At 53.3% G+C, this 23,277-nt stretch carries 20 protein-coding genes and 2 tRNA genes; 10 read left to right on the forward strand and 12 right to left on the reverse strand.

Annotation, left to right across the window (positions count from 1 at the left end):
- The first annotated feature begins 51 nt into the window (after positions 1-51).
- Both ABJV08_RS05165 and ABJV08_RS05170 read left to right on the forward strand, forming a co-directional pair.
- Complete coding sequence (locus ABJV08_RS05165; RefSeq protein WP_348039876.1) at positions 52-717, forward strand: response regulator transcription factor; 666 nt, start codon at positions 52-54, stop codon at positions 715-717.
- Between the two features lie 278 nt (positions 718-995).
- Complete coding sequence (locus tag ABJV08_RS05170) at positions 996-4,322, forward strand: PKD domain-containing protein (RefSeq protein ID WP_348052391.1); 3,327 nt, start codon at positions 996-998, stop codon at positions 4,320-4,322.
- Between the two features lie 517 nt (positions 4,323-4,839).
- On the opposite strand, the gene rtcA is transcribed toward ABJV08_RS05170, so the two are convergent.
- The 3 genes from rtcA to ABJV08_RS05185 form a co-directional block, all read right to left on the reverse strand.
- Positions 4,840-5,853, reverse strand: coding sequence for an RNA 3'-terminal phosphate cyclase (gene rtcA / locus ABJV08_RS05175; protein WP_348039874.1), 1,014 nt, complete (start codon positions 5,851-5,853; stop codon positions 4,840-4,842).
- Between the two features lie 32 nt (positions 5,854-5,885).
- Complete coding sequence (locus ABJV08_RS05180; protein ID WP_348039873.1) at positions 5,886-7,112, reverse strand: RtcB family protein; 1,227 nt, start codon at positions 7,110-7,112, stop codon at positions 5,886-5,888.
- Positions 7,113-7,172: 60 nt separating this feature from the next.
- Positions 7,173-7,248 (reverse strand) — tRNA-Pro (locus ABJV08_RS05185).
- A gap of 255 nt (positions 7,249-7,503) precedes the next feature.
- On the opposite strand from ABJV08_RS05185, the gene rtcR reads away from it, so the two are divergent.
- Positions 7,504-9,102 (forward strand): RNA repair transcriptional activator RtcR, encoded by a 1,599-nt coding sequence (gene rtcR, locus ABJV08_RS05190; protein WP_348039872.1) that lies wholly within the window; start codon positions 7,504-7,506, stop codon positions 9,100-9,102.
- A gap of 6 nt (positions 9,103-9,108) precedes the next feature.
- Complete coding sequence (locus tag ABJV08_RS05195) at positions 9,109-9,549, forward strand: hypothetical protein (protein WP_348039871.1); 441 nt, start codon at positions 9,109-9,111, stop codon at positions 9,547-9,549.
- Between the two features lie 238 nt (positions 9,550-9,787).
- On the opposite strand, the gene ABJV08_RS05200 is transcribed toward ABJV08_RS05195, so the two are convergent.
- The 3 genes from ABJV08_RS05200 to recJ form a co-directional block, all read right to left on the reverse strand.
- Positions 9,788-9,862: transfer RNA gene (locus tag ABJV08_RS05200), tRNA-Glu, on the reverse strand.
- Between the two features lie 81 nt (positions 9,863-9,943).
- Entirely contained in the window at positions 9,944-10,327 is a 384-nt protein-coding gene (locus ABJV08_RS05205) for a VOC family protein (protein ID WP_348039870.1), read from the reverse strand.
- A gap of 13 nt (positions 10,328-10,340) precedes the next feature.
- The gene (gene recJ, locus ABJV08_RS05210) at positions 10,341-12,107 is read right to left on the reverse strand and encodes a single-stranded-DNA-specific exonuclease RecJ (protein WP_348052393.1); all 1,767 of its coding nucleotides are present in this window, start codon (positions 12,105-12,107) and stop codon (positions 10,341-10,343) included.
- 62 nt (positions 12,108-12,169) lie between these two features.
- Here recJ and ABJV08_RS05215 point away from each other — a divergent pair, with 62 nt between their 5' ends.
- Complete coding sequence (locus tag ABJV08_RS05215) at positions 12,170-12,664, forward strand: NAD(P)H-dependent oxidoreductase (protein WP_348037490.1); 495 nt, start codon at positions 12,170-12,172, stop codon at positions 12,662-12,664.
- Here ABJV08_RS05215 and ABJV08_RS05220 read toward each other — a convergent pair.
- The 3 genes from ABJV08_RS05220 to glpX are packed head-to-tail and all read right to left on the reverse strand — an operon-like array spanning position 12,661 to position 15,460.
- Positions 12,661-13,251, reverse strand: a complete 591-nt coding sequence (locus tag ABJV08_RS05220) for a uracil-DNA glycosylase family protein (protein ID WP_348037492.1) — start codon at positions 13,249-13,251, stop codon at positions 12,661-12,663. The genes ABJV08_RS05215 and ABJV08_RS05220 overlap by 4 nt on opposite strands.
- Positions 13,248-14,483, reverse strand: a complete 1,236-nt coding sequence (locus ABJV08_RS05225) for an alpha/beta hydrolase (RefSeq protein WP_348037494.1) — start codon at positions 14,481-14,483, stop codon at positions 13,248-13,250. The genes ABJV08_RS05220 and ABJV08_RS05225 overlap by 4 nt, the downstream gene beginning before the upstream one ends.
- Positions 14,484-14,485: 2 nt before the next feature.
- The gene (gene glpX, locus ABJV08_RS05230; protein WP_348037496.1) at positions 14,486-15,460 is read right to left on the reverse strand and encodes a class II fructose-bisphosphatase; all 975 of its coding nucleotides are present in this window, start codon (positions 15,458-15,460) and stop codon (positions 14,486-14,488) included.
- 63 nt (positions 15,461-15,523) lie between these two features.
- Between glpX and ABJV08_RS05235 the strand changes: the two genes are divergently transcribed.
- Positions 15,524-16,006, forward strand: a complete 483-nt coding sequence (locus ABJV08_RS05235; protein WP_348037498.1) for a hypothetical protein — start codon at positions 15,524-15,526, stop codon at positions 16,004-16,006.
- Here the strand turns inward: ABJV08_RS05235 and ABJV08_RS05240 are convergent, their stop codons facing one another.
- Positions 16,007-17,305, reverse strand: a complete 1,299-nt coding sequence (locus ABJV08_RS05240) for a homoserine dehydrogenase (protein ID WP_348037500.1) — start codon at positions 17,303-17,305, stop codon at positions 16,007-16,009.
- Between the two features lie 99 nt (positions 17,306-17,404).
- Positions 17,405-18,241, reverse strand: a complete 837-nt coding sequence (locus tag ABJV08_RS05245; protein ID WP_348037502.1) for a hypothetical protein — start codon at positions 18,239-18,241, stop codon at positions 17,405-17,407.
- Between the two features lie 266 nt (positions 18,242-18,507).
- On the opposite strand from ABJV08_RS05245, the gene ABJV08_RS05250 reads away from it, so the two are divergent.
- The 4 genes from ABJV08_RS05250 to ABJV08_RS05265 all read left to right on the forward strand — a co-directional run bounded on the left by ABJV08_RS05250 (position 18,508) and on the right by ABJV08_RS05265 (position 21,125).
- Positions 18,508-19,164, forward strand: a complete 657-nt coding sequence (locus ABJV08_RS05250) for an energy transducer TonB (protein ID WP_348037504.1) — start codon at positions 18,508-18,510, stop codon at positions 19,162-19,164.
- A gap of 81 nt (positions 19,165-19,245) precedes the next feature.
- Positions 19,246-20,004, forward strand: coding sequence for a MotA/TolQ/ExbB proton channel family protein (locus tag ABJV08_RS05255; RefSeq protein ID WP_348037506.1), 759 nt, complete (start codon positions 19,246-19,248; stop codon positions 20,002-20,004).
- Positions 20,005-20,111: 107 nt separating this feature from the next.
- A complete protein-coding gene (locus ABJV08_RS05260) occupies positions 20,112-20,633 on the forward strand; it encodes a biopolymer transporter ExbD (protein ID WP_348037508.1) in 522 nt (173 codons plus the stop codon).
- Between the two features lie 39 nt (positions 20,634-20,672).
- A complete protein-coding gene (locus tag ABJV08_RS05265; protein ID WP_348037510.1) occupies positions 20,673-21,125 on the forward strand; it encodes a biopolymer transporter ExbD in 453 nt (150 codons plus the stop codon).
- Between the two features lie 223 nt (positions 21,126-21,348).
- Here ABJV08_RS05265 and ABJV08_RS05270 read toward each other — a convergent pair whose 3' ends face one another.
- Positions 21,349-23,148, reverse strand: coding sequence for an ABC transporter transmembrane domain-containing protein (locus ABJV08_RS05270; RefSeq protein WP_348037512.1), 1,800 nt, complete (start codon positions 23,146-23,148; stop codon positions 21,349-21,351).
- Positions 23,149-23,277 lie beyond the last annotated feature (129 nt).

Here is a 23,277-nt window from a genome sequence, read left to right on the forward strand (position 1 = left end):
GTTAAACTGATCAACCGCAAATGAATGAAAGGCCAGCTAGGGAAGAGCTGTGTGAAAACAATCGAAAATAAACAAAACAGCCGGATCGCTATTGTCGAAGATGACTCGATAGTGCGCGAGCATTTTATTGAAATTATCAGCTCTGCCCCGGGTTTCGATCTTACTGGTGTCGCACCAAATCTTGCCAGAGCGAGCGACTTGATTGATCAAAAGCCAGACTTGTTTCTTATCGACATCGGCTTGCCCGATGGCAGCGGATTGGACTTTGTTCCAAAGATCAAGGCGGGGTGTAATGCCAAAGCACTTGTTGTAACCAGTTTTGGAGATCGTGAAACCGTTGTTCGTGCTATCCGCGCTGGCGCTGATGGTTATTTGCTTAAAGACAGCAGCCCCTCTGTCATTCTCGACGGTATCAAAGTGACACTGGAAGGCGGCGCGCCGATCAGCGCGGCAGCGGCAGTTTATCTGCTTGATCGGCTGCGTGATGGCGCCGAAATTGAAGTGGCCACGCGCGAGGATTCCGGTCTCACTCCACGCGAAATTGAGCTGCTTGAGCTGTTCGCCAAAGGAGAGAGTTACAAGGACGCGGCGCGCACGCTCGGCATCTCTCCCTTAACCATCGGTAATCACGTAAAATCCATTTACCGCAAGCTTGCTGTCCATTCCCGCGGTGAAGCTGTCTATGAGGCAATCAAGACCGGTCAGCTTAAAATCTAGCCATCCTCAAGCCTGCCACGATCATGGCACTAGAGGCGTGGCATATCGCGGCATAGCGCACCACAGTACCAATTCTCTCACATCAAGTTTAATCAGATTGAGGGAATGTAATGTTGTTGAGCGTAAAGAGAAATCTCCGAGGCACCACCGCTACAGTAGGGGCTGCAGTTTACAGCATGTTGGCAGCTACCTCGTCTATGGCCGCTACCGTTAATTCAGTTACTGTCACCTCTGTCGGCCAGGCCGGTAATAACTGTAATTTTGCGGGACAGGTGAGTGTGACAGGTGATACAAATGATGGAAGCAATAATGACATTATCCATATTGGCGCAGAGGATTCGGCTGGCGTTCGACGCAACGCGCCAGCTGTAAGGGTTGTAGGTGTTGGTCAGACAAGCACAATCCTTCAAGCGGTTAGTTACACAACAACATCGGCGGTTCGTGATACCCATTTTTATGTCGTGCGGGATTCCAATACAACGGCGACCAATGGCTTTCGCGGATCAGTTGTTGGTTCAGCGGCAGTTCCCCGGGCGATGTTGGTTGCGGCTGGAGGCTCATGTGCCAACATCGCGGTCAATTCCGCTCCGGTTGTCAATGCAGGCCCAGATCAAACTTTGCAAACAGGCGGTGTTTTAATTAATCTGAATGGATCGAATTCTACAGATGCAGATGGCGATAACCTGACTTATCAGTGGCAACAAATCAGCGGGCCAACAGTCAATTTGAACAACCGCTTCATTGCAAACCCAACATTCACAACTCCTGCGGCGAGTAACCAACAGCAAGTCATTATATTCGAACTCTCAGTCGGTGATGGAGTGGATCCTGTACGGCGCACTGACACAGTTTCCATAACTACGGTAGCACAACCAAATACACCTCCAACGGTCAACGCAGGAACCGATGCGACGATTAGTGCCGGCGCAACGATCAATATGGCTGGAACGGCAAACGATTTAGATATGGATCCACTTACTTTTCAGTGGACACAGGTCGCAGGGCCTGCCGTTACGCTGAATGGTGCGACGACATTAACACCGAGCTTTGTGGCTCCGGTCAAAACCGCATCGGCGCAGGTTCTTGATTTCAGCCTTATCGCCAATGATGGAGCTGTAAACTCTGCCCCGGATCTGGTTCGATTTACCCTCCCTGCGAATGTCGGTCCAACTGCCGATGCGGGGGCAGTGCAGTCAGTCGGTGGCGGAACAACGGTGACACTTGACGGTAGCGCGTCGACCGATGGGGACGGTGATGGGTTGGTCTATCAATGGATACAGACCAGCGGTCCAATGGTAACATTAAACAATGCCAATAGCGTCTCTCCAACCTTTGTGGCACCGCCATCAGCAACTGCTGTACAAACACTTGGGTTCAGTCTTGTCGTTTCCGATGGTATCGCAAGCTCTGCTGCAGCCACAACCAGCGTTGACATTCTGGCCAATGCGCCGCCGACTGTAAATGCCGGTATTGATGTCACCTTCCCTGGTGGCTCTTTCGTAACTTTGGAAGGTATCGGTACTGATCCAGACGGTGATCCGCTAACCTTCCAATGGACCCAGGTGGCTGGCCCATCAGTCACGCTTGCTGATGCTACGACATTGAATCCAAACTTTACCGCCCCGCCAAAAACCAACGCAGTGCAGGTTCTAACATTCAGTTTAGTTGCCAATGATGGGACCAATAATTCCTCTCCCGATACGGTCGATGTCACTATCCCCCCCAATGTTGGTCCAACCGCCAATGCTGGTCCTGATGCCACTGTAAATGGCGGTTCTGCGGTCACTCTCGATGGCTCGGCTTCAGTAGATGGTGATGGAGATGTGCTGACCTATCAATGGTTACAGACCGGCGGTCCTGCTGTTACGTTGAGCGGTGCGACAACGGTTTCGCCAACATTCACTGCACCAGCGGCAACACTCGTTTCACAGGCGTTGACTTTTGATCTGGTGGTTAGTGATGGCTTAGCCAGTTCAACAGCAGATAGGGTGTCAATAGCAGTTGCAGCAAACACGCGTCCGGTAGCCGATGCAGGAACAGACCAGGGGCCGATAAATTCTGGAGCGACGGTGACATTAAATGGCGGTGCTTCATCCGACTCGGATGGTGATGTTCTGAATTATGCCTGGACGCAAATTTCCGGCCCGGCAGTAACGCTATCGGGAGCCAATACCGCGAATCCAACTTTCGTTGCTCCGGACGTTCAAGGCACTCAGGACATGATGTTCCAGTTGATCGTTAACGATGGAACAGTGGATTCAAATCCTGATTCCGTGACAATCGGCGTCCGCGGCGTTGGAACGATAACAATCATTCAGCGCGTTGTTGGAAATGATACCAGCGTCGTTTTTACTTCTGATGTGTCAGCACTTTCGGGCGCAATTGTAACGCGCAATGGTGTTGGCCAACGGGTCGCAAACAACGTAGCTGCCGGTAATCATACAATCAGCGCCGCCAATCTGTCATCCGCTGGATATGCTCTAACGGATATCAGCTGTAACGATAGCGATTCCGCAACTAGTTTGGTCAACCGCTCGGTCGCTATTGCCTTGTCGCCCAATGAAAATCTGGTCTGCACCTTTACCAGTACGAACACCCGCGAAGCCGCGACCGTAGCTATCAATAACTTCCTGACGGGTCGCAACGCGCTCATCCTGTCGCATCAACCCAACTTGCAGCGGCGCCTCGACCGCTTGCAAGGGCAGGCGGGTGCGGCAGGCAGCGCAACCGCATTTGGTTTGCCAGTGCCGGGCTCAGGGAGATTGCCATTCAGTGCAGCTGTTGGCAATGATCAGAGTCGGTTTGCATCTAGCCTTGCCATGGCGGGGGCAGCGATGGGTGATCCAGATCGTGGCAAGCAACCATTTGATATCTGGGCAGAGGCCTATTTCTCTAAGGCAAGGCTCGGTTCCCAGCGCGGTAATTTCCGGATCATTTATACCGGTGCTGATTACCGTGTTGATGACAAGCTGTTGATTGGTGCACTTGCCGAGTTTGACAGTTTTAACAATCGTGGTGCTCTGGCTAGCGGTGAATCCGAGGGCAATGGCTGGATGGCGGGACCTTATGTGATGGCCCGGATTGCACCCGATCTCTACGGTGAAATTCGCGCGGCGTGGGGCAAGTCTGACAACAGCGTCTCGCCATTGGGCACGTTTGTTGATGATTTCAAAACAAGTCGTGCGTTTTACAGCGGTTCAATGATCGGTCAGTTCGATATCGGTAAAAACACCGACGTCCGTCCCGAGTTCACGGTCCGCTACATCAGCGAGAAAGCAAAGGCATATACTGACAGCCTAAACATCGCGGTTCCCGGGCAAACAGTGGATCAAGGGGATATAAGCTTTCGTCCACGCGTTCAGCATATGGTCGATCTGCAGAGGGGCTGGTCACTAAGACCCTATGGCGCAGTTGAAGGTATCTATACCTTTGGAACCAAAGCGAACGGTGTAATCAACAATGGTTTGCGCGCTCGCCTCGAAGGTGGTTTGGACCTATTCAGTGCCAGCGGTTTCCGCACAAGCCTATCCGCATTCCACGATGGCATTGGCACCAGCAATTATCGCAGTACCGGTGTGCATATCTCGGTTTCCCTTGGTTTCTGATCGCCCGCAATAAGCTGTTTATTGGTTGTAGATGTCTGGTTTGGTTCTCTATTGAGATGCAAGCAAAGTGCCAGTGAGAAACAAACACGAGGAAAGGTTTGTATAGGAACGATCACGTTCCCGTTCAGAAGTTGGAGAAATCGACTTTGGGTCAAAAATTGTCATCAACAACAGGGCGATAAGGTCTATTATGTTAAGCATCTGATGACGCTTTTGATTGAGCATTGGTTCCATGCTGCTTGCGCCTTTGTAGCATGATGTATGACGGACTTTGATACGCCAAATTCCCCTGCCAGAATGGACGGAGAAGCTCCCTCAGAGCGTCTTTCATTGTGACAGAAGTGAGAAATTTTTCGTCACATTTGAGTAGGTTATTTGTCAATATGTGACAAATTCAGGCTCGGAGGTTGGGTGTTTTCGGTCACACTATGATGCAGTGATAGGTTCGTTTGAGACGTCGTGATGTGCACTCAAACTGAAGTTGGCTAATCTTCGTTTTACTCGAGGCGGTTTGTTATCAACCAACACGCACGAGAAACTCGCCACCTTTCTGCTGATCAAAACTAGTCTTGCATCCAGTGAATCTCTCAACAATATCAGCACCGGTCAAACTATGCTGACTAGGCTTCACAGTCGTAAACGACCCGCCGCCAGCAAGGGCAAAGGGCAGAAGCAGTTGGTCCGCAAGATAGGGCCCCGCGAAGGCTTCACTTTCCATATAGCCCTTCATCCGGTTGGCCGCTGTCTTGGCTAGCCGCTCTGCCTTCAGGCCAAATTTGCCGAAGCCGCTGACGACTTCGCTAACATTTTCAAATGCTGCTTCCAGAATCAAGATATTTCCCGGCCCCTGATCTTCCGGAAGTTCGCGCACGCCAATGGCGCCTTCATCCCAACCAAGTACCTTATTGGCAGCTTTGACTTCCCGGTCTGCAATATCAAAAGGCAGACCTGCAAAATAAGCCGTGCCTTTGGTCGACCAAAGCTTGCCTCGTTCCACACAGTCAATGCGCTGAAGAGGCGCAGGAGTGATGTCAATTTCAATCCGGCCTCCACCTTGAGGATAGAAACCGTGCCGGACCAGTTTGGCGGACACCGTTGGTCCCATCCGATTGATGATCGGCAGAAAGGTTCGTTCGATGAAATCAAAGGGCGGTGCCATGAGATTGTGGGTTCCGCCATCCAGAACAACATGGGAAGGTCCATCCGCAAAGATTAAGGCAGGCAGGATAGTCTGCAGAACGAGATTAGTACTTCCCGCAGTCCCGACCGCAAATTTGTAGTTACCCGCTTTAACCGCACCCGGCCGAAAAGTGATTTCAGACGCGCCAACCGCAAGGCCATCACACTCAGACGCGCTGATTGAACAAGCGGCTTCAAGCGACGTGACATGCTGTCGCATCAATCCTTTCTTTTCCCGCTTGCCGCGAATGTTGCTAATCTGAAAGGGTTGTCCAGTGACAAGCGAAAGCGATGCGGAGGTTCTCAGAACCTGCCCGCCACCTTCTCCTTCTGAGCCATCAATAATAATCATCTCAATTGTCCTTAAGAATTGGTGTGTGAAGGTTACCCCTTCACACACACAACCTGTTTCAGCGTATGGACAATCTCGACGAGATCATCCTGCGCGGCCATGACCGCTTCGATTGGCTTATAGGCCTTTGGTGTTTCATCGAGCACACCGATATCCTTCCGGCATTCTACGCCTTTGGTGTCTTCGATATGCTCTTCGATACTCACCGCTTTCTTGGCTTCGGTCCGGGACATGACTCGGCCGGCACCATGACTGCAGCTTTCGAAGGCTTCCCGGTTTCCGAGGCCCCGAACAATGAACGATTTTGCGCCCATTGATCCTGGAATAATACCCATCATACCTTTTGAAGCGCGCACTGCCCCTTTCCGGGTGACAAGCACATCTTCACCGAAATGCCGCTCCCGATTGACGTAGTTGTGGTGGCAGTTAATCGCTTCCATCTCCGCATCAAACGGTTTTGCAATCTGGCTACGCAGCGCCTTGATGACATTTTTCATCATCATCTGACGGTTCGCCGCCGCAAAATCCTGTGCCCAGCCGACCGCTTCGACATAATCGTCAAAATGGTCGGTCCCTTCCGGGAAATAGGCCAGATTCTGATCCGGTAGATTGATATGCCATTTACGCATATCTTTCTTTGCCAGTTCGATAAACTGAGAGCCAATGGCGTTACCCACGCCCCGCGAACCACTATGCAGCATTACCCAAACCCGGTCTTCGGTATCGAGGCACAGTTCAATAAAGTGGTTGCCTGTACCGAGCGTACCGAGATGCTTAATGTTGTTGGTTTTCTTAAAGCGCGGATATTTGTCCGTGATCCGGTCAAAACGTGCAGACAGCGGTGCCCATGCGTCGGTAATCTCGCTTTGCGGATCACCCCATGAGCCCGTATCCCGTTTCCCCCGACCAACCGACCGACCATGCGGCACGGCGGCTTCGATAGCACTCCGAATGCCCTCTAGGTTGTCCGGAAGGTCACTGGCCATAAGCGATGTTTGCGCGGCCATCATGCCGCAACCAATATCAACACCTACAGCGGCTGGAATCACAGCGCCTTTGGTCGGAATAACCGAACCAATGGTTGCGCCAATACCGATATGGACATCGGGCATTACCGCAAGGTGGCTGAAAATGAATGGCATCTGCGCCGCTTTGGAAAGTTGGACGCGGGCTCCATCATCAACCGGGACACCGCGTGTCCACATTTTGATTGGGTGTCCGCCTTCAACGTCCACATATTCGTATTTTGTATCGACCATTGCAGGTCTCCTTATCATATTCTTTAACAGTAAATTCTGCGCGGATAGGATCTTTAAATCTGGTCAGGACGGCTGGACTTGACCCAACAGACTCATGCTTCCAAAGCACGCGTTCTACCGATTGAACTACATCCTGCTTTTGGAAACCTCTGGAGCAGCTGGCCCATTCCAGCCGCTCCGGTTTCCGCTGCATCCGGTTGACCATGTTTGCTCAATCAATCGGACACCCATATCATTGCAGCGAGCGTGCCAACTGAGTGTCCTGTTACTTGAATACCCCTTAACATATTGAATTTTAATTATTTAAATCCATTACAGTGTATTGACTTAATTTGAATTGGAGTCGAATATTATATATCATTAGATAAAATGTTATCTTATAGGATAAAATGTGAAGCCACTTGTTGTAATAGGATTTTTGGGCTCAACGCTCGACGCGGGTAAATTCGGGCCGACCCGCTGGAACAAATGGCGGCCATCGGTTGCCATTGCGATGCATGAGGATCTGCGCGTTGATCGATTTGTCCTCATCCACGGCAAACAACATTATCGATTGGCCGATCAGGTCGCTGCCGATATAGCGTCAGTCTCGCCTGAAACAGAAGTGGATCAGAGGCTTTTGGGCTTTGATGACCCGTGGGAGTTCGAAGAAGTTTACGGCAAGCTTCTGGATTTTGCTCGGGACTATCCATTTGATCCTGACAAAGAAGATTATCTGATACACATCACAACGGGCACGCATGTGTTACAGATTTGCCTGTTCCTTCTTACTGAGGCTCGCTTCCTGCCCGGCCGCCTTTTGCAAACGCAGCCCGCCAAAAAGATGGACGGAAATTTTCCGGGTCGGTTGAGTACGATCGACTTGGACCTGTCGCGATATGACAGCCTGGCATCTCGCTTTGCGGTACAAATGGCCGAAGGGTCTTCCTTTTTAAAATCCGGTATCGAGACCAAGAACAAGGCCTTCAACGCTTTGATTGACGAAATAGAGCAAGTAGGAGGTCGCTCAAAAGCCCCGATACTTCTCACTGGTCCTACGGGCGCCGGTAAAAGCCGGTTGGCACGCCGAATCTTTGAACTCAAAAAGCTGAAGCATCAGGTCTCGGGAAGTTTTGTGGAAGTGAACTGTGCCACTTTGCGTGGTGATAGCGCCATGTCCGCTTTGTTCGGCCATACCAAGGGAGCGTTTACCGGAGCAGCCTCTGAAAGAGCAGGTCTCTTGCGAACGGCAGATAAGGGCATGTTGTTTCTCGATGAGATCGGAGAATTGGGCGCGGACGAACAAGCGATGATCTTGCGCGCGATCGAAGAAAAGCGGTTTCTGCCGGTCGGGGCGGATAAAGAGGTGGATTCAGAATTTCAGTTGATCGCCGGTTCCAACAAAGATCTGTCCGCCGCCGTTGCCAATGGAACTTTCCGAGATGATTTGCTTGCGCGCCTGAACCTCTGGACCTTCGCTCTTCCCAGTCTTGTGGATCGCAAAGAGGATATTGAACCCAATTTGGAATATGAATTAGACCGCTATGCCGAGAGAGAAGGCAATCGTGTGACGTTCAATAAGGAAGCGCGTGATCGATTTCTGAAATTTGCTAGTTCCCCGAGTGCGCTTTGGTCGGGCAACTTTCGAGACCTCGCGGCCAGTGTAACCCGAATGGCGACTCTCTCTCCCGAAGGCAGAATTGGCCGAGAAACGGTCGATCTCGAAATCATGAAGCTCGACCGGCTCTGGCACGGCGGCAAGGTGGCAGCCAGTGACGGGTTAGACAATCTGATCAATGATGAGGCGCTGGATGCGCTAGATCCGTTTGATCTCGTACAGTTGGCCGAAGTCGTTCGCATAAGCCGCGAAAGCAAATCCATGTCTGAGGCCGGACGAACCTTGTTCGCTTCATCTCGGAAACGTCGCAAAACCGCAAATGACGCTGACCGTCTCAAAAAATATCTCGCCCGCTTTGGTCTAAGCTGGGCCGAAATCAGTGCGGAGACATAGTCGCTTATGAAAACCATATTGTTCGATATTGACGGAACTCTTGCAGATATTGACTATCGGCGAGGCCATCTCGAAAAAGACAAACCGGATTGGAAGTCTTTCAATGCGGAGATGGGTGGCGATACGCCTAATGTACCTGTCGTTTCGTTGTACAAATCCCTTTGGGCGGCGGGGACACATGAACTAATCTTGGTGACCGGACGGAATGAACGCTCGAGGAAGCTGACCGAACAATGGCTCGCTTGGAATGAAATTCCATTCGGTCGCATTTTGATGCGACCGGACAATGATTTCAGGGCTGATCACATTATCAAAGAAGAGATATTGCATCGCCTGTTAGCGGCAGAAAAACTAATCGAATTTGTGGTCGATGATCGTCAGCAAGTTGTCGACATGTGGCGCCGGAACGGCATTACGTGTTTGCAATGTGATGTGGGAGATTTTTGATTCGGTCAGCTTGATACAATCGTCTTCAGATGCTGTTTTGCGCCGGAAAAGCGGGCTTTCATTTTGAAAGCACTTTTTTGCCGGTTTGAGACTGGAGCGCGATTTCTAGCCCAAAATCCCGGCAAAATCGGTCTCTGTATCAGAATTGTGAATTGGGCAGCGGCTAACTCTCGGGAAACACGCATGAAAACACCACGAAAAATCCAATTAAGTTATTGATATTTATGGATTTTATGCGTGGTGACCCCTACGGGATTCGAACCCGTATTTCAGCCGTGAAAGGGCCGCGTCCTAACCCTTAGACGAAGGGGCCATACCAATTGCTGGTCAGCGAGCAACGGCCATTAGGGGTGTGCTTGGCTTTGGTCAAGCCTCTTTTCGCCGGATTTAGACCCTATTTTCTGGCGCTGTGGCAGACCGCCTGTAGCTTGTTGCCCTCAGGGTCGCGAACATAGGCCCCATAATAGTTGGGATGGTAGTGGGACCGCAGTCCTGGTGCGCCTTCATCGCTGCCTCCGTGAGCGAGAGCGGCGGCGTGAAAGGCATCGACTATGGCGCGGGATGGCGCCAGAAAAGCTGCATGATTGCCATTGCCGGCGCCGGCTGGCTCGCCATCAAAGGCAGGGCCTATGAACAGCTTGGGACCGGTGGCGGTGCCATAAGCCTTTCCGGTTTCATGGCGGAGAAATGGCAAGATGCCCAAGGTTTCCATGATCGCATCATAAAATGGTTCCACGGCCGCAAAATCATTAATGCCCAAGGTGATATGGCTGAACATGATTCCGTTCTCCTCAATCGGCCCAGGCGGCATCTTCCAGATGGATTTCAGCGGATGGTCGGCTGCCCCAGTCGTCGATCTTGGCGCGGCCTGCAATCCATAGCTTTCGCCCGCGGGGTGCGCTGAGCAATGCCTGGCCAAGATCGCTCTCAGCCGCGCGGAAAGCGATGGTTTTGATGGATGCACCATCATCACCGCCAACGATCATCCGGACATGATCGGTTCCGACAATATCACATTTGATGATTCGCACCGGGCCGGTGACGATGCGCGGGGCAGGCCAGCCCATGCCATAAGGTCCTGCACCATCCATGGCTTCGACGATCAGCGGATTGACTCCCTTGGGCGAGAGCAGGGCGTCGAGCAACAAAGCTTTGCCATCCTGCGCCTTGCCGACGCTATCGGCGAGCCGGTCGTTGAGAAATTCCGAGAAAGCATCCACTTTCTCGGCTTCGATGGTGATGCCGGCGGCCATCGCATGGCCACCGCCCGCGACCAGAAGTCCGCTTTCCTTTGCAGCGATGATCGCGGCGCCCAAATCTATGCCGGAGATCGAGCGTCCCGACCCTTTGCCAATTCCGTCTTCATCCACGGCAATGATGATCGCCGGACGGTTCAGCTTCTCTTTGATTCGTCCGGCGACAATGCCGATGACGCCGGGATGCCAGCCTTTGGAAGACAGCACGGCGACGGCTTGATTCTGCTGCGAGGCACACATTGCATCGGCTTCTTCGAGCACATGGGCTTCGATCGCGCGGCGTTCCTGATTGAAATGATCGAGTTCAGCCGCGATGGATTGGGCTTCCTCTGGGTCTTGCGTGATTAGCAAGCGCACACCGAGGTCGGATTTGCCGACCCGCCCTCCGGCATTGATCCGGGGGCCAAGCGCAAAGCCCAGGTCGGAACAGATTGGCGCACGTTTGAGCCGGCTGGCGTCAATGAGCGCCGAAAGACCGATATTTTGACGGCCTGCCAGGACCTTCAATCCTTGCGCCACAAATGCCCGGTTAAGCCCTCGCAGTTGCGCGACATCCGCCACTGTTCCCAAGGCCACGATATCCAGCAGTTCAAGCAATTTCGGTTCCGCACGATTCGTGAAAAAACCCTGATTGCGAAGAGTCCTGACAAGGGCGGCACCGAGCAGAAAAGCCATGCCCACGGCAGCAAGATGGCCGTGTTCTGCGCCGGCATCGCTCTCGTCCAGCCGGTTGGGGTTCACCAGTGCCAGAGCCTTAGGCAGCTCGGTTGCGCATTTATGGTGGTCGACAACGATGACTTCGACGCCCGCCTGATGCGCCATGTCCAGAGCATCAAAAGCCATGGCACCGCAATCAACTGTAACCACCAATTGGCTGCCCTGTTCGCCAAGCTTGACCAGGGCTTCGCCAGACGGACCATAGCCTTCCATCAAACGGTCCGGAATATAATAGCCGGCCTCGAGTCCGAGGTCTCTCAGCAGCCGGATCAGCAATGCGGCACTGGTCGCGCCATCGACGTCATAGTCACCGAATATTGTCACCTTTTCCTGGTTCTTGATAGCCAGGCTCAGGCGCTCCGCCGCTCTATCCATATCCTGAAAAACCGAGGGGTTTGGCATGAAGCTCCGGATCGTTGGATCGCGGTTGATTTCCAGCGTTTCTCTGGTGGCTCCCCGTGCGAGCAGCAATTGGGTGACCAGGTCATCGGGCTGGAAACCCGGGTCGCGGGCATCGGCGCTGGTGCTGCGCCAACGCCAGCTTTGACCGGACAAGGAGTTTTCGATGTTCAATACTGCGTTCATAAGGAGCGCTATGCGTGAATCCTGCAGCGCTGACAATCGGTCTGTTAGTTGCTAGGAAGACTATGATGAAAACACTCTTGATCATTTATTATAGCTATACCGGCGGGACCGCGCAGATGATCGCTGCTGCCGCGAAAGCGGAGCAGGTTGAGGAAGGTACGAAAGTGCAAGTCATTCGGGCTGAGGACTGCGAACCGGCGGACATGATGTCTGCCGATGGCTATATTTTTGCGACGCCTGAGAATCTTGCCGCCATTGCCGGGGTGATGAAGGCGTTTTTTGACCGCTGCTATTATCCTTTGCTCGGCAAGATTGAAGGTCGGCCTTATGCAGCGATGATATGCGCGGGGTCGGACGGCGAAAATGCGAAGCGGCAGTTGGAACGGATCGCAACCGGCTGGCGGTTGAAGAGGGTCATCGATACGCTGATAATTTCTACCAATGCGCAAACAGAGGAAGCCATTTTGGCTCCTAAAACCATCTCGGAAACCGATCGCGCGCGTTGTGCGGAGACGGGGGCCACGCTGTCCGCAGGCCTGGCAATGGGTGTCTTCTAGACCAGCGCTCGCACACGTTTCTGCAGGACCGGAATAACATCGGTTTCAAACCAGCCATTGGCTTTGAACCAGCGGATGTTGCGCGGGCTGGGATGGGGCAGAGGCAGATGATCCGGCCAGAATATTTGCCAGCGCTTCACGGTTTCGGTGAGTGTTTTCGATTTTTGATCTCCCAGATGCCAGTCCAGCGCATATTGACCGAGGACAAGCGTGAGCTGAACGTCCGGCAAAGCCGCCATAAGCGGCTGACGCCAAGCCGGTGCGCATTCTGGTCGGGGCGGCAAATCACCGCCTGTACCGGTGCCGGGATAGCAAAAGCCCATGGGAATGATCGCAAAGAGGTCGGGATCGTAAAATTGCGCTTCTGTCACGCCGAGCCATTGTCGCAGTCTTTTGCCGCTGGCATCGTCAAACGGCCGGCCTTTTTCGTGAGTCTTGCTACCAGGGGCTTGCCCGGCGATCAAAATTTTGGCTTTTGATGAAGCCTGCAACAAAGGTTGCGGGCCAAGGGGCAAGTCGGAGCAGATCGTGCAGGCGCGCACTCGAATGAGCAGATTTTCCAGGTCAGCGGTTTTTTCGGGCTTCATTCTGTCCTTCGGCACAGGGCGAGATGATCGGGCTTTTCCCCTTTGGGAACGGGCGGCAAGATGAAAACATGATCGAGGTGGGTTGCTTTGCGCCCCTCTGGCATTCTGTCGCCGTTGACCACCGCAACAAAATCCCGACAAACAGGGGCGCTCAGCAAATAATTGCTGTGACCGGTTCTGCCGCGACTGGTCGCGCTGGTATCGACAATGGTCAGCGCCGTCTTGTCAATTTCCTCGGTATATTCAGGATGGGCAGCATAGCATCGTTCGGGCCGGTTGTTGGCCCTGAGGTCAGCCGCTTCAAAAGGGTCAAAGCATCTGGGGTAGCCCAAGCGCGGATAGCCGTGGAAATCGTTGGACAATGACAATGCCCGGTCTTTGATCGATGCATATACCGTGATTCTTCTGTCGTTTCGAACCCGTCGATCCGACAATATTTCTTCGGCAATGTCGCGCTCAAAATCCTGAGTGTCGACGTCCGGTGATGCGAGAATGATGTTGGAAATGACGCTGGAATCGCCATTGGAGACATTCCTGTCGACATATTCCAGCGAAGGCAGGACAAGCCGCGCACCAAGCGAATGGGATAGGAGGACGATTTCCTTCGTCGATGGGAGTTGGGCCAATTGCATCAGGAATTTGCGAAAATTTCGTTCATCCCAATACATGTTGGACTCATCGACGGGATATTTCAGCAAGGCCCCTTGAGAGGGCCAGCTATACTGGATGATCGGTCCCGCAAATCCGGTCAGTCTCGCAATCTGTGCCGTGTCTCGGGAACTGGTATAAAAAGTCTCTCGATACCCATGGACATATAGCAGAACCCGTCCGTCAGCAGCGACCATCTGGTCATCGAGGCTCTTCCACCAATTCTGGGGATGGGCTAGCGCTAATGGAATTGTATTCGTGGGTTTTTTTGAACCACGTTTAACGTCTCGCGGTCCCGCAAAACGGCCATAGCGAACCTGGTCTGCGCGATGGTGCAGCAGGCTTATGTCTTCAGACAGGCAGTTTGGCAGGCGGCTGGTGACAAAGAAAAATGGTTTGTCATTGCCATCCACAACAGCCGCCGCTGATGGGTTGCACCGGTCCGGCGCAACATAATCGGCATGCGGTATCTTGCCATAGTCCACAGGAGTCACGCACCCGGCAACCAGCCAGGGCAAAACCAAGATCGACCATTTTGTCTGTGACGCAAAACGCTTCAACATCGGAAGGTTTGGCATCTTCATAGTCAGTTGTTGCGATGCTCGCTCTTCACCCAGCGTACGGTGCCGGAAGAAGCACGCATGACCACGCTTTCGGTGGTCATCTTGCCGCCGCGCAGCTTCTTGACACCTTCCAGCAGAGAACCGTTGGTAACGCCGGTCGCAGCGAAAATCGCATCGCCCTTGGCCAGTTCTTTCAGATCATAGACTTTATCGAGATCTTCAATGCCCCATTTATAGGCGCGTTGGCGCTCGTCATCATTGCGGAAAAGCAGGCGTCCTTTGAATTGTCCGCCAACGCAGCGCAGTGCAGCTGCCGCGAGCACGCCTTCGGGAGCGCCGCCGCTGCCCATATACATGTCGACCGTTGTGTCTTCGTCTGATGTTGCGATGACGCCAGCAACATCACCATCGGGAATCAACATGATGCCACAACCGATAGCGCGCAATTCCGCGATAATCTTGTCATGACGCGGCCGGTCGAGGACACACACGATAATGTCTGCAGGTGCGACACCCTTTTCCTTGGCAACGGCTTCGACATTTTCGGTAACCGACTTGTTGAGATCGATGATATCTGGCGAATAGCCGGGGCCAACAGCCAGCTTGTCCATATAGACGTCCGGCGCGTTGAGCAGGTTGCCCTTTTCAGAAATGGCAAGCACGGCCAGCGCATTGGCACCGGCTTTGGCGGTGATGGTTGTGCCTTCCAGCGGGTCCAACGCTATATCAATGGCAGGCGCTTCGCCTTCGCAGCCACGTCCGACTTTCTCGCCGATGAAAAGCATCGGAGCTTCGTCGCGTTCGCCTTCGCCGATGACCACAGTGCCACAAATGTCCAAATTGTTCAGTGCTGCTCGCATCGCTTCGACAGCAGCAGCATCCGCCGCTTTTTCATCACCTCGGCCAATCAGGTTCGCCGCCGATATGGCAGCCGCTTCAGTCACACGTACCATTTCCATAACCAGTACGCGGTCCAAAATATCACTTGCTTTGGGCATATTGTCGGTTAGTCCTTCTATAAGGGGCTAAATTTGAATTCTCGATAGAGGAGCGATATTGCAATGTCGAGACTGGTTTTCCTGATCCTTTTATTGATACCGTCTGCAGCGATTGCGCAGGCTGAGTTCCCGACGGACCGAACCGCGCAATTGCTGCAGAATGCTCGGCAAATGGTGGCGGTTGATGCTGACGGCTGCCTGCTTCGTCGCACCAGCGATGAGATCGTGGTTTGCGGCATTCCCGAGATTGACCGACTGCAGAGGCTGCCATTTCCTGAATTGGCGGCCATCGAAGGCGAAAGGATTCGCGAGCCGCTTCCGAAAGGCAATGCCGAAATCGTTCAACAAGGCCGCTGTTATGTGACAACGTCCGAGCGCAATTGCTTCAAGGGCGTCCCGCTTTTCAGTGTCAGCCTGGGCGGCGCTGGCGGCGGGGTCGGCGGCGCCGCTGGCCGGATTTGGCAAGTGATTGAGCCGGATGTGCCAGACGAAGATTATGTGCGACAGGCGATGATCAAACCCCTGTCTCCTGCCCCTATTGAGTGATCAGTCTTGATCGCTAAGCAAATGCATCACAACCGGTGCGACCTGCAAGCTGGTCGAACTGGAGAGGGCCTCGAGGCTCTTCGCAACATTGCGTTCGCGGCTGTCATGGGTCACCATCGAGATCAGCACTGATCCTTCGTCGGTTTTTTCGGTTTGAATGAGGCTTTCGATTGATACATCGGCATCGCGCATCGCCGCTGTGATCTCTGCCAACACACCGGGCTTGTCTGCGACGATGAAACGGATGTAGCTTTTGCCGGACCGGTTGCCGCTCTCGGCGCGCTCACATGGCTCCATCTCGCCGGCGGGTGCGGCAAATACCGTGCCGGTTTCGCCGCGAGCGATGTCGATCAAGTCAGCAACGACCGCAGAGGCGGTCGGACCTTCTCCAGCGCCGGCCCCTTGAAACATCAGGCGGCCTGAGAAATTGCCTTCGGCAACCACAGCATTGGTCGAACCTTCGATATGGGCCAGTGGATGACCTTCGGGTACCAGATAGGGGTTGACCCGCTGGAACAATTTACCATCGTCGATCCGGGCCATGCCCAGCAAACGGATGCGATAGCCGAGGGCCTTTGCCTGGCCGATATCCTCCGCCATTATATGGCGAATACCGTCAATTTCCACGCCATCAAAATCTAGAGCCTTGCCGAAGGATAGTGCAGCGAGAATGGCGAGCTTGTGCGCAGCATCCACGCCATCAATGTCAAAACTCGGATCGGCTTCGGCATAGCCAATGTCTTGGGCGGCCTTCAGCACATCGTCAAAAGCATGGCCATATTTCTCCATCTCGGTGAGAATATAGTTACAGGTCCCATTGAGTATGCCGTAAACGCGCTCGATCCGGTTGGCCGATGCGCCGTCGCGCAAGCCTTTGATTACCGGAATGCCACCGGCGACCGCCGCTTCATATTTTAGCGAGACTTTTCCTGCTTCGGCAATCTTGGCGAGCTCCATCCCATGATGGGCGATCATGGCCTTGTTCGCTGTGACAAAGGATTTGCCTGCTGAGAGACTCTGGCGTGCAAGATCCAGCGCGGTGCCTTCGGAACCGCCGATCATTTCTACGACACAATCTATGTCGTCAAGCGTTGCAAGCGCTTCGGTCTGGTCGAACCAGGAATAGCCGGCCAAATCGATACCGCGGTTGCGGTTCCGATCGCGAGCAGAAATGGCAGATACGACGATAGGCCGCCCGGCCCGTTGTGCGATCATGGCACCATTTTCTTCTATCAGCCGGATCACTCCCGTGCCGACGGTGCCCAGTCCAGCGAGCGCGATGCGAAGCGGAGCAGTCATGGTCATTAGCCTCTTTGTGTTTTTGGTGAGTGTGTTGGCGCCTTATTAGCGCCGCCATGGGCGAATGCCAGAACTAGTTATGGCATTCTTATAGGGGGCCTATGGGCGGCGTGATCTCGGGCAGTTGCCGAGGTCGCCGAGCACAAGCCGATAATCGCTTCGTGCTTGCCGGGAATTTGACGATATATCACCGGATAAGGCTGCGGAAGGAAGCTGTTGAGGCAGGAAGCAGGCCATTCGATACCAGAGCAAACTATTCCTGACCGGTGCCCGGGCGGACTCGTCAACAATTTCACCCAGTGACACGGCCCAGAATTTGCGCTGGCCATCCCGTTTCAGCACGGTGATGGAGATTGGAGACCCGGTTTCGGTTTCCATGAAAATCTGCGTTTCGCCTTCGCCCAATATAGTGCCGGGGACATGAAAGGCGCTCGCGATGCGGGAAATGGCGGGCGGCGCGTCATAAGCGACCAGCTCGCGGACCAGCGAGCGTACACGCTGTTCGCGGCTTGGCGTCCAGGCGATCTGTGCATCCTTGTCGACGAGCTGGACATTATCGCCGCCACTGGCGGGGCGCCGCGCAAATATAATGAAGGGCTTCTTTTTGATCTTCGGAGCCCGGCCGCGATCATCGAGGGGCAGATCAATGACGTAGCGAATCGTTTCGCCGACCCCTCCTTGACCGCGAATCAATGCATTGGTTGACGCGATAATATAAAAGCGTTGCGTTCCCGGAGGCGCATTTGGTGCTCTCTCCGGGGCGACTTTAATCGCTTTCTTAACGGTTGCATGGACAATGATTGGAGCGTCCGCACTGAGGTCGGCCAGGTCCGCATATTGCAACGGATCGCGTACATCCTGAGTCTGAGAAAAAGCTGGAATTGCACCAATTTGGCTCAAAAATAGGGTGGAGAAGAACATCGTGATTGGGCGCATGAATCTCTCTGAATCAGGGTTTAAAGATGTCTGGTTTTACCGCCTATTATGGGTCTTTGACAGCTTAATCGGTGCTGAACCAATAAAGCGATTGCCTGCTTGGAACTAGCACGTTAAAACAAATTTAAGATGGCTTTCAAGCGAACGAAAAGCTGTCATGGGGATAACAATGGTCGCGATGGTATTTCAAACCGAACGATCTTTGTCTGAAACTTCAGTGATGAAGTATTCGACCTTTGATGGGGAAAAAGGAGTTACATTTCTGAATGGCTTATGCTGACCAAGAGATGAGTTCGAGCAAGATTGTATCAATTGCTCTTGTCGTAATCATCCACCTATTACTTGGCTATGCGCTGGTCACGGGACTAGCCTATACAGCCGTCAAGAAGGTTGCATCGCAACTGGACATGATTGATATTCAAGAGGAAGAGCCGCCGGAAGAACCGGAAGAGCTTCCTCCGCCACCTGAGAAGCCGATTGAGCCACCACCGGTGGTTACACCGCCTCCCATCGTGGCGCCAGTGGTTGCACCGCGGCCGGTGATACAGACAGCGCCAACCGCGCCGCCTCCACCGCCACCTGTGGCAGCGCCTCCACCGCCGCCGCCGCCACCACCTCCACCCCCACAGCGGGCGAATCCGGAGCCACGCGGCAATCCAGGTAGATGGGCCAACGCGAATGATTATCCGTCTCGTGCTCTGCGCGAAGAACGCGAAGGGACCACACGTTTCCGTTTGACCGTTAATGCTAGCGGTCGGGTAGACAATTGTCAGATCACAGGTTCTAGCGGCCATGCTGATCTTGACGCTGCTGCCTGTAAAAACTTGAAGCGGCGTGCACGGTTCAGGCCGTCCCTAGACTCGAACGGAAACCCAACAACCGGCACATATTCCAACGCCGTTCGTTGGCAGATACCCAAATAATGAATCTCGGGAAGGGCATTGGACAATGCCTTTCCCGCAACATGTTTTTTGAAATTAGTTTATCCTGAGGGGAATGTTAAAATGTTGATTGAAATTTTGGCCGCTGCACCAGCAGCTCCACAAAACGCTTTCGGTTTCTGGGAAGCAATGGAACAGGGCGGTGTTATCGCTTGGTCTGTTCTCGCAATTCTGACGATCATGTCTGTTTCGTCTTTCTACATCCTGTTTTCGAAATTGTTCGAACAGAATAAAGTCATGAAGCAGGGCCAATCGATGCGTTCGACTTTCTGGCGTGCAGGTTCGCTTAAAGAAGGCGCTGCGAAGCTCGAAAAAAATTCAGCTTACCGTCAAATCGTTGACGATGCGATCCAAGCCGATGCCGATCACGCGAAATTGACCGATCCGGTTGAAGCGCATGACTGGTTGCACGGATCCATTGAACGGTCGCAAGATTCGATCAAATCCAAATTGGCAACTGGCCTTCCATGGTTGGCAACCGTTGGTGCAACGTCACCATTTATCGGATTGTTCGGTACGGTTATCGGTATCTATCGCGCTCTGATTAAAATCGGTATCGCTGGTCAGGCGTCTATTGATGCTGTTGCTGGTCCGGTTGGTGAAGCACTGATCATGACCGCACTTGGTCTTGGTGTGGCTGTTCCAGCTGTTCTTGCTTACAACTGGCTGCAGGGACGCAACAAGCGCATCTCTGAACAACTAGGCGCATTTTCAAACGACGTTCTCGGCTATATGGCTTCGGACGGCGGCGTGAAACCAGCTGCAGCGTCTGCTGCTGCGAAGCCGGCTGCTAAGTCTGCTGCACCAGCCGCAAAGAAATAAGCCGGGGGTCAGGTTGCCCGCGCCGTTTTGCGCGGCAACCTGACCAACGCACAGAAAGGGAGACTATGCTCCCTTTAGATGGTTTAGTTTTGAGAGGATAAAATCCTATGGCGATGAATGTTGGGGGCGGAAACGAAGAGGAAACTCCTCTATCCGATATTAACACTACCCCACTTGTGGACGTTATGTTGGTCCTGTTGATCATTTTCTTGATCGCAGTTCCCGTAGTGATCCAGACCGTGGAACTTGAACTTCCGGTGCTTCCTTTTGAGGTGACCACGACCAAGCGCGAAAACGTGCTGCTTGCGGTTACAACGACGGATGCTGCAGGTCGTGATCCCGGTGATCCAGAATATTCAGGCGCTACGCCCGGCGGCAATTGTCGCGTGTATTGGAACACCACACCGGTCGATTCCAACGAGTTGGTAACCCGCGCTGTGAAACAGCTGGAAGACCAGATCGAAGCCTTTGGCGGGGTCGAAAATATGACACCGGAAGATATGCCTGAAGTGCATATCCGCGGTGACATCAATACACCCTATAAGTGCATTGGCGGCGCTATCTACACGATGCAGCGCGCCGGTTTTGCGAAAGTGGGCTTTTTGTCCACGCCGATTGTCGTCGAATAAAATCGACCGGCATCAAAAGTTATTTAAGGAGACGCACAAATGGCTATGAGTGGCGGAAGCGATGATGGCGAGCCAATGATGGAGATGAACACGACGCCGCTTATCGACGTCTTGTTGGTTCTTCTCATCATGTTCATCATTACAATCCCTGTGCAGACGCACGCGGTTAAGATCGATCTACCGGTCGCGGATGATAGTCCGCCACCAGAAAATTTTGTCGATCCGGTTAAAAATCGCCTTGGGATTACGGCAACAAACCAGATTCTCTGGAACGACACACCGGTATCATTGAACCAGGTTAAGCAATTTCTTGCACAGACCAAATCTATGGTTCCTGAGCCAGAGCTTCAGTTCCAGCCTGATCCGCTGAGCGCCTATCTGACCACTGACCGTACATTGGCGGTGATCAAGGATAGCGGCGTGAGCAAATTCGGCTTTGTCGGAAACGAACAATATGGCAGCTTCAATGCTGCGAAGCGTCTGCCGAACTAGTTTCGAACGACCATTAAAAAAGGGCCGCGATTTTTATCGCGGCCCTTTTTTTTGTGCGTGTTGCTCAAAGAAGCTCGAGGCTCAAAGAAGCTCGAGGCTCAAAGAAGCTCGAGGCTCAAAGAAGCTCGAGGCTCAAGGAAGCTCGAGGCTCAAGGAAGCTCGAGGCTCAAGGAAGCTTGAGGCCCAGGTTCAAGAAAGGGGTAAAATACCTCTAGATGCGCTTCTAACGAGCTTTGTCCATGCTGCTGAACTGCAGTTCGGCCAATCGAGAATAGAGCCCGCTTTTTGCTATCAGGCTGTCATGGTCGCCCTGTTCGACGATCTTGCCTTCATCCATGACAATGATGCGATCGGCTGATCGTACTGTCGCAAGACGATGGGCAATGACGATGGTGGTGCGATCTTTCATCAAATGATCAAGCGCATCCTGCACCAGCTTCTCGCTTTCCGCATCCAATGCCGATGTGGCTTCATCCAACAACAGGATCGGCGTGTTGCGAAGCAATGCCCGCGCGATGGAGATACGCTGGCGTTGGCCGCCGGACAGACGGGTTCCCGCTTCGCCCATGAAACTGTCTAGTCCCTCAGGCAGGGCACGCAGGAATTTTTCGGCATTGGCCACGCGGGCAGCTTCCCAAATTTCTTCGTCGGTCGCATCCCATTTCCCGTAGCGCAGATTATCACGGGCTGATGCCGCAAACAAAACTGTTTCCTGCGGAACCAGCGCCATGCGCTGGCGAATTTCAGAAGGATCCGCTGATGGCAAAGCCACGCCGTCAATGCGGACCGAGCCACCTTGTGGATCGTAGAAGCGTTGCGCCAGTTGAAACAAGGTGGACTTGCCGGCCCCGGAGGGTCCGACGACGGCGACGGTTTCTCCGGGGGATACCGTCAGTGAGAAATTGCTCAGGGCTACCGTGTCGAGGCGTGTTGGATATGCAAAGGTGACATTGTCGAAGGCAATCTTGCCGCGCGAAGGCGTGGGCAGGGCGATAGGATTTTCCGGCGCTGCAATTCCCGGTTCTTCGGAAAGCAGTTCGGCTAGGCGTCCGGCGGCGCCGGCACCACGCAATAGATCGCCATAGACCTCGGTCAACGCCCCGAAGGCACCGGCAACAAGACCGCCGACAAGCACGAAGGCGGCAATTGTACCGCCGGTTATCGATCCGTCTGCGACGCCGATCGCGCCCCTCCACATCAGCATGGTGATGCCCGTAAAGATCAAGCCAATGACGATAGCAGTCATGGCAGCTCGCAAGCGGATACGGCGCTTGGCCGTATCAAAAGTGGCCTCGACCGCGCCGCCGAACCTGTCATGTTCGCGCTTTTCCTGTCCAAAAGCCTGCACGATTTTCATGGCGCCCAATGTCTCGGCAATCATGGCACCGACATCTGCTACGCGGTCCTGGCTGGACCGGGAAACATTGGTCAGCTTCCTGCCGATGAAGACGATCGGAAGAATGATCACAGGAATACCCAAAAGTAGCCCGGCGGTAAGCTTCGGTGCAAGAGTGAACAGATAGATTATGCCGCCAATACCGATGACAATGTTGCGAAGGGCAACGGAAACCGTGGTGCCGACCACCTGTTCGATAATGGCGGTATCAGAGGTCATGCGCGATGCTATTTCGGATGGTCGATTCTCCTCAAAGAAACCGGGGGCCAGGCGCAGAAGATTGTCCTGCACCGCGAGCCTGAGGTCGGCAACAACCCGCTCCCCGAGCCAGCTTACAAAATAAAACCGAAAGGCCGTTGCCACCGCCAGAACGCCAACAATCCCGAGCAAGGCTTGGAAATATGGAGCGACATCTCCATTTCCGGCCATGAACCCTTCATCTATTATGGTCTTAAAACCGGCTGGTATTGCAAGAGTGGCCATCGCCGAAACCACCAAAGCCGTTAAAGCGAAGGCTATCTGCTTTGGATAAGCGACAGCGCGTTCGAAAACCATGCGCAGATTACCGATTTTCTTGAGTGTTGCCGGAGAGGTGTCTTCTTCACTGGAATTGGTTTTGTCATTCATGAGCAAGCGCCTAGCAGTCCGTCCAATTTGTCACAATCAAAGCTTTGATCGGTTTTGACCAGAGAATCCTATCTGAACAACATGGCGATGAAGCTGAAAATACCAAGAGGTGCCCCAATTTGGTTCGAA

Origin of the sequence: Parasphingorhabdus sp., assembly GCF_039982395.1 — a bacterium.
Classification (GTDB): Bacteria; Pseudomonadota; Alphaproteobacteria; order Sphingomonadales; family Sphingomonadaceae; genus Parasphingorhabdus.

What these genes read in the sequence shown, in the direction of transcription:
- rtcA (WP_348039874.1), bottom strand. Translation starts at nt 5,853, where the DNA reads ATGATTATTATTGATGGCTCAGAAGGAGAAGGTGGCGGGCAGGTTCTG.
- ABJV08_RS05180 (WP_348039873.1), bottom strand. Translation starts at nt 7,112, where the DNA reads ATGGTCGATACAAAATACGAATATGTGGACGTTGAAGGCGGACACCCA.
- ABJV08_RS05195 (WP_348039871.1), top strand. Translation starts at nt 9,109, where the DNA reads ATGAAAACCATATTGTTCGATATTGACGGAACTCTTGCAGATATTGAC.
- ABJV08_RS05205 (WP_348039870.1), bottom strand. Translation starts at nt 10,327, where the DNA reads ATGTTCAGCCATATCACCTTGGGCATTAATGATTTTGCGGCCGTGGAA.
- recJ (WP_348052393.1), bottom strand. Translation starts at nt 12,107, where the DNA reads ATGAACGCAGTATTGAACATCGAAAACTCCTTGTCCGGTCAAAGCTGG.
- ABJV08_RS05215 (WP_348037490.1), top strand. Translation starts at nt 12,170, where the DNA reads ATGATGAAAACACTCTTGATCATTTATTATAGCTATACCGGCGGGACC.
- ABJV08_RS05220 (WP_348037492.1), bottom strand. Translation starts at nt 13,251, where the DNA reads ATGAAGCCCGAAAAAACCGCTGACCTGGAAAATCTGCTCATTCGAGTG.
- ABJV08_RS05225 (WP_348037494.1), bottom strand. Translation starts at nt 14,483, where the DNA reads ATGAAGATGCCAAACCTTCCGATGTTGAAGCGTTTTGCGTCACAGACA.
- glpX (WP_348037496.1), bottom strand. Translation starts at nt 15,460, where the DNA reads ATGCCCAAAGCAAGTGATATTTTGGACCGCGTACTGGTTATGGAAATG.
- ABJV08_RS05235 (WP_348037498.1), top strand. Translation starts at nt 15,524, where the DNA reads ATGTCGAGACTGGTTTTCCTGATCCTTTTATTGATACCGTCTGCAGCG.
- ABJV08_RS05240 (WP_348037500.1), bottom strand. Translation starts at nt 17,305, where the DNA reads ATGACTGCTCCGCTTCGCATCGCGCTCGCTGGACTGGGCACCGTCGGC.
- ABJV08_RS05245 (WP_348037502.1), bottom strand. Translation starts at nt 18,241, where the DNA reads ATGCGCCCAATCACGATGTTCTTCTCCACCCTATTTTTGAGCCAAATT.
- ABJV08_RS05250 (WP_348037504.1), top strand. Translation starts at nt 18,508, where the DNA reads ATGGCTTATGCTGACCAAGAGATGAGTTCGAGCAAGATTGTATCAATT.
- ABJV08_RS05255 (WP_348037506.1), top strand. Translation starts at nt 19,246, where the DNA reads ATGTTGATTGAAATTTTGGCCGCTGCACCAGCAGCTCCACAAAACGCT.
- ABJV08_RS05260 (WP_348037508.1), top strand. Translation starts at nt 20,112, where the DNA reads ATGGCGATGAATGTTGGGGGCGGAAACGAAGAGGAAACTCCTCTATCC.
- ABJV08_RS05265 (WP_348037510.1), top strand. Translation starts at nt 20,673, where the DNA reads ATGGCTATGAGTGGCGGAAGCGATGATGGCGAGCCAATGATGGAGATG.
- ABJV08_RS05270 (WP_348037512.1), bottom strand. Translation starts at nt 23,148, where the DNA reads ATGAATGACAAAACCAATTCCAGTGAAGAAGACACCTCTCCGGCAACA.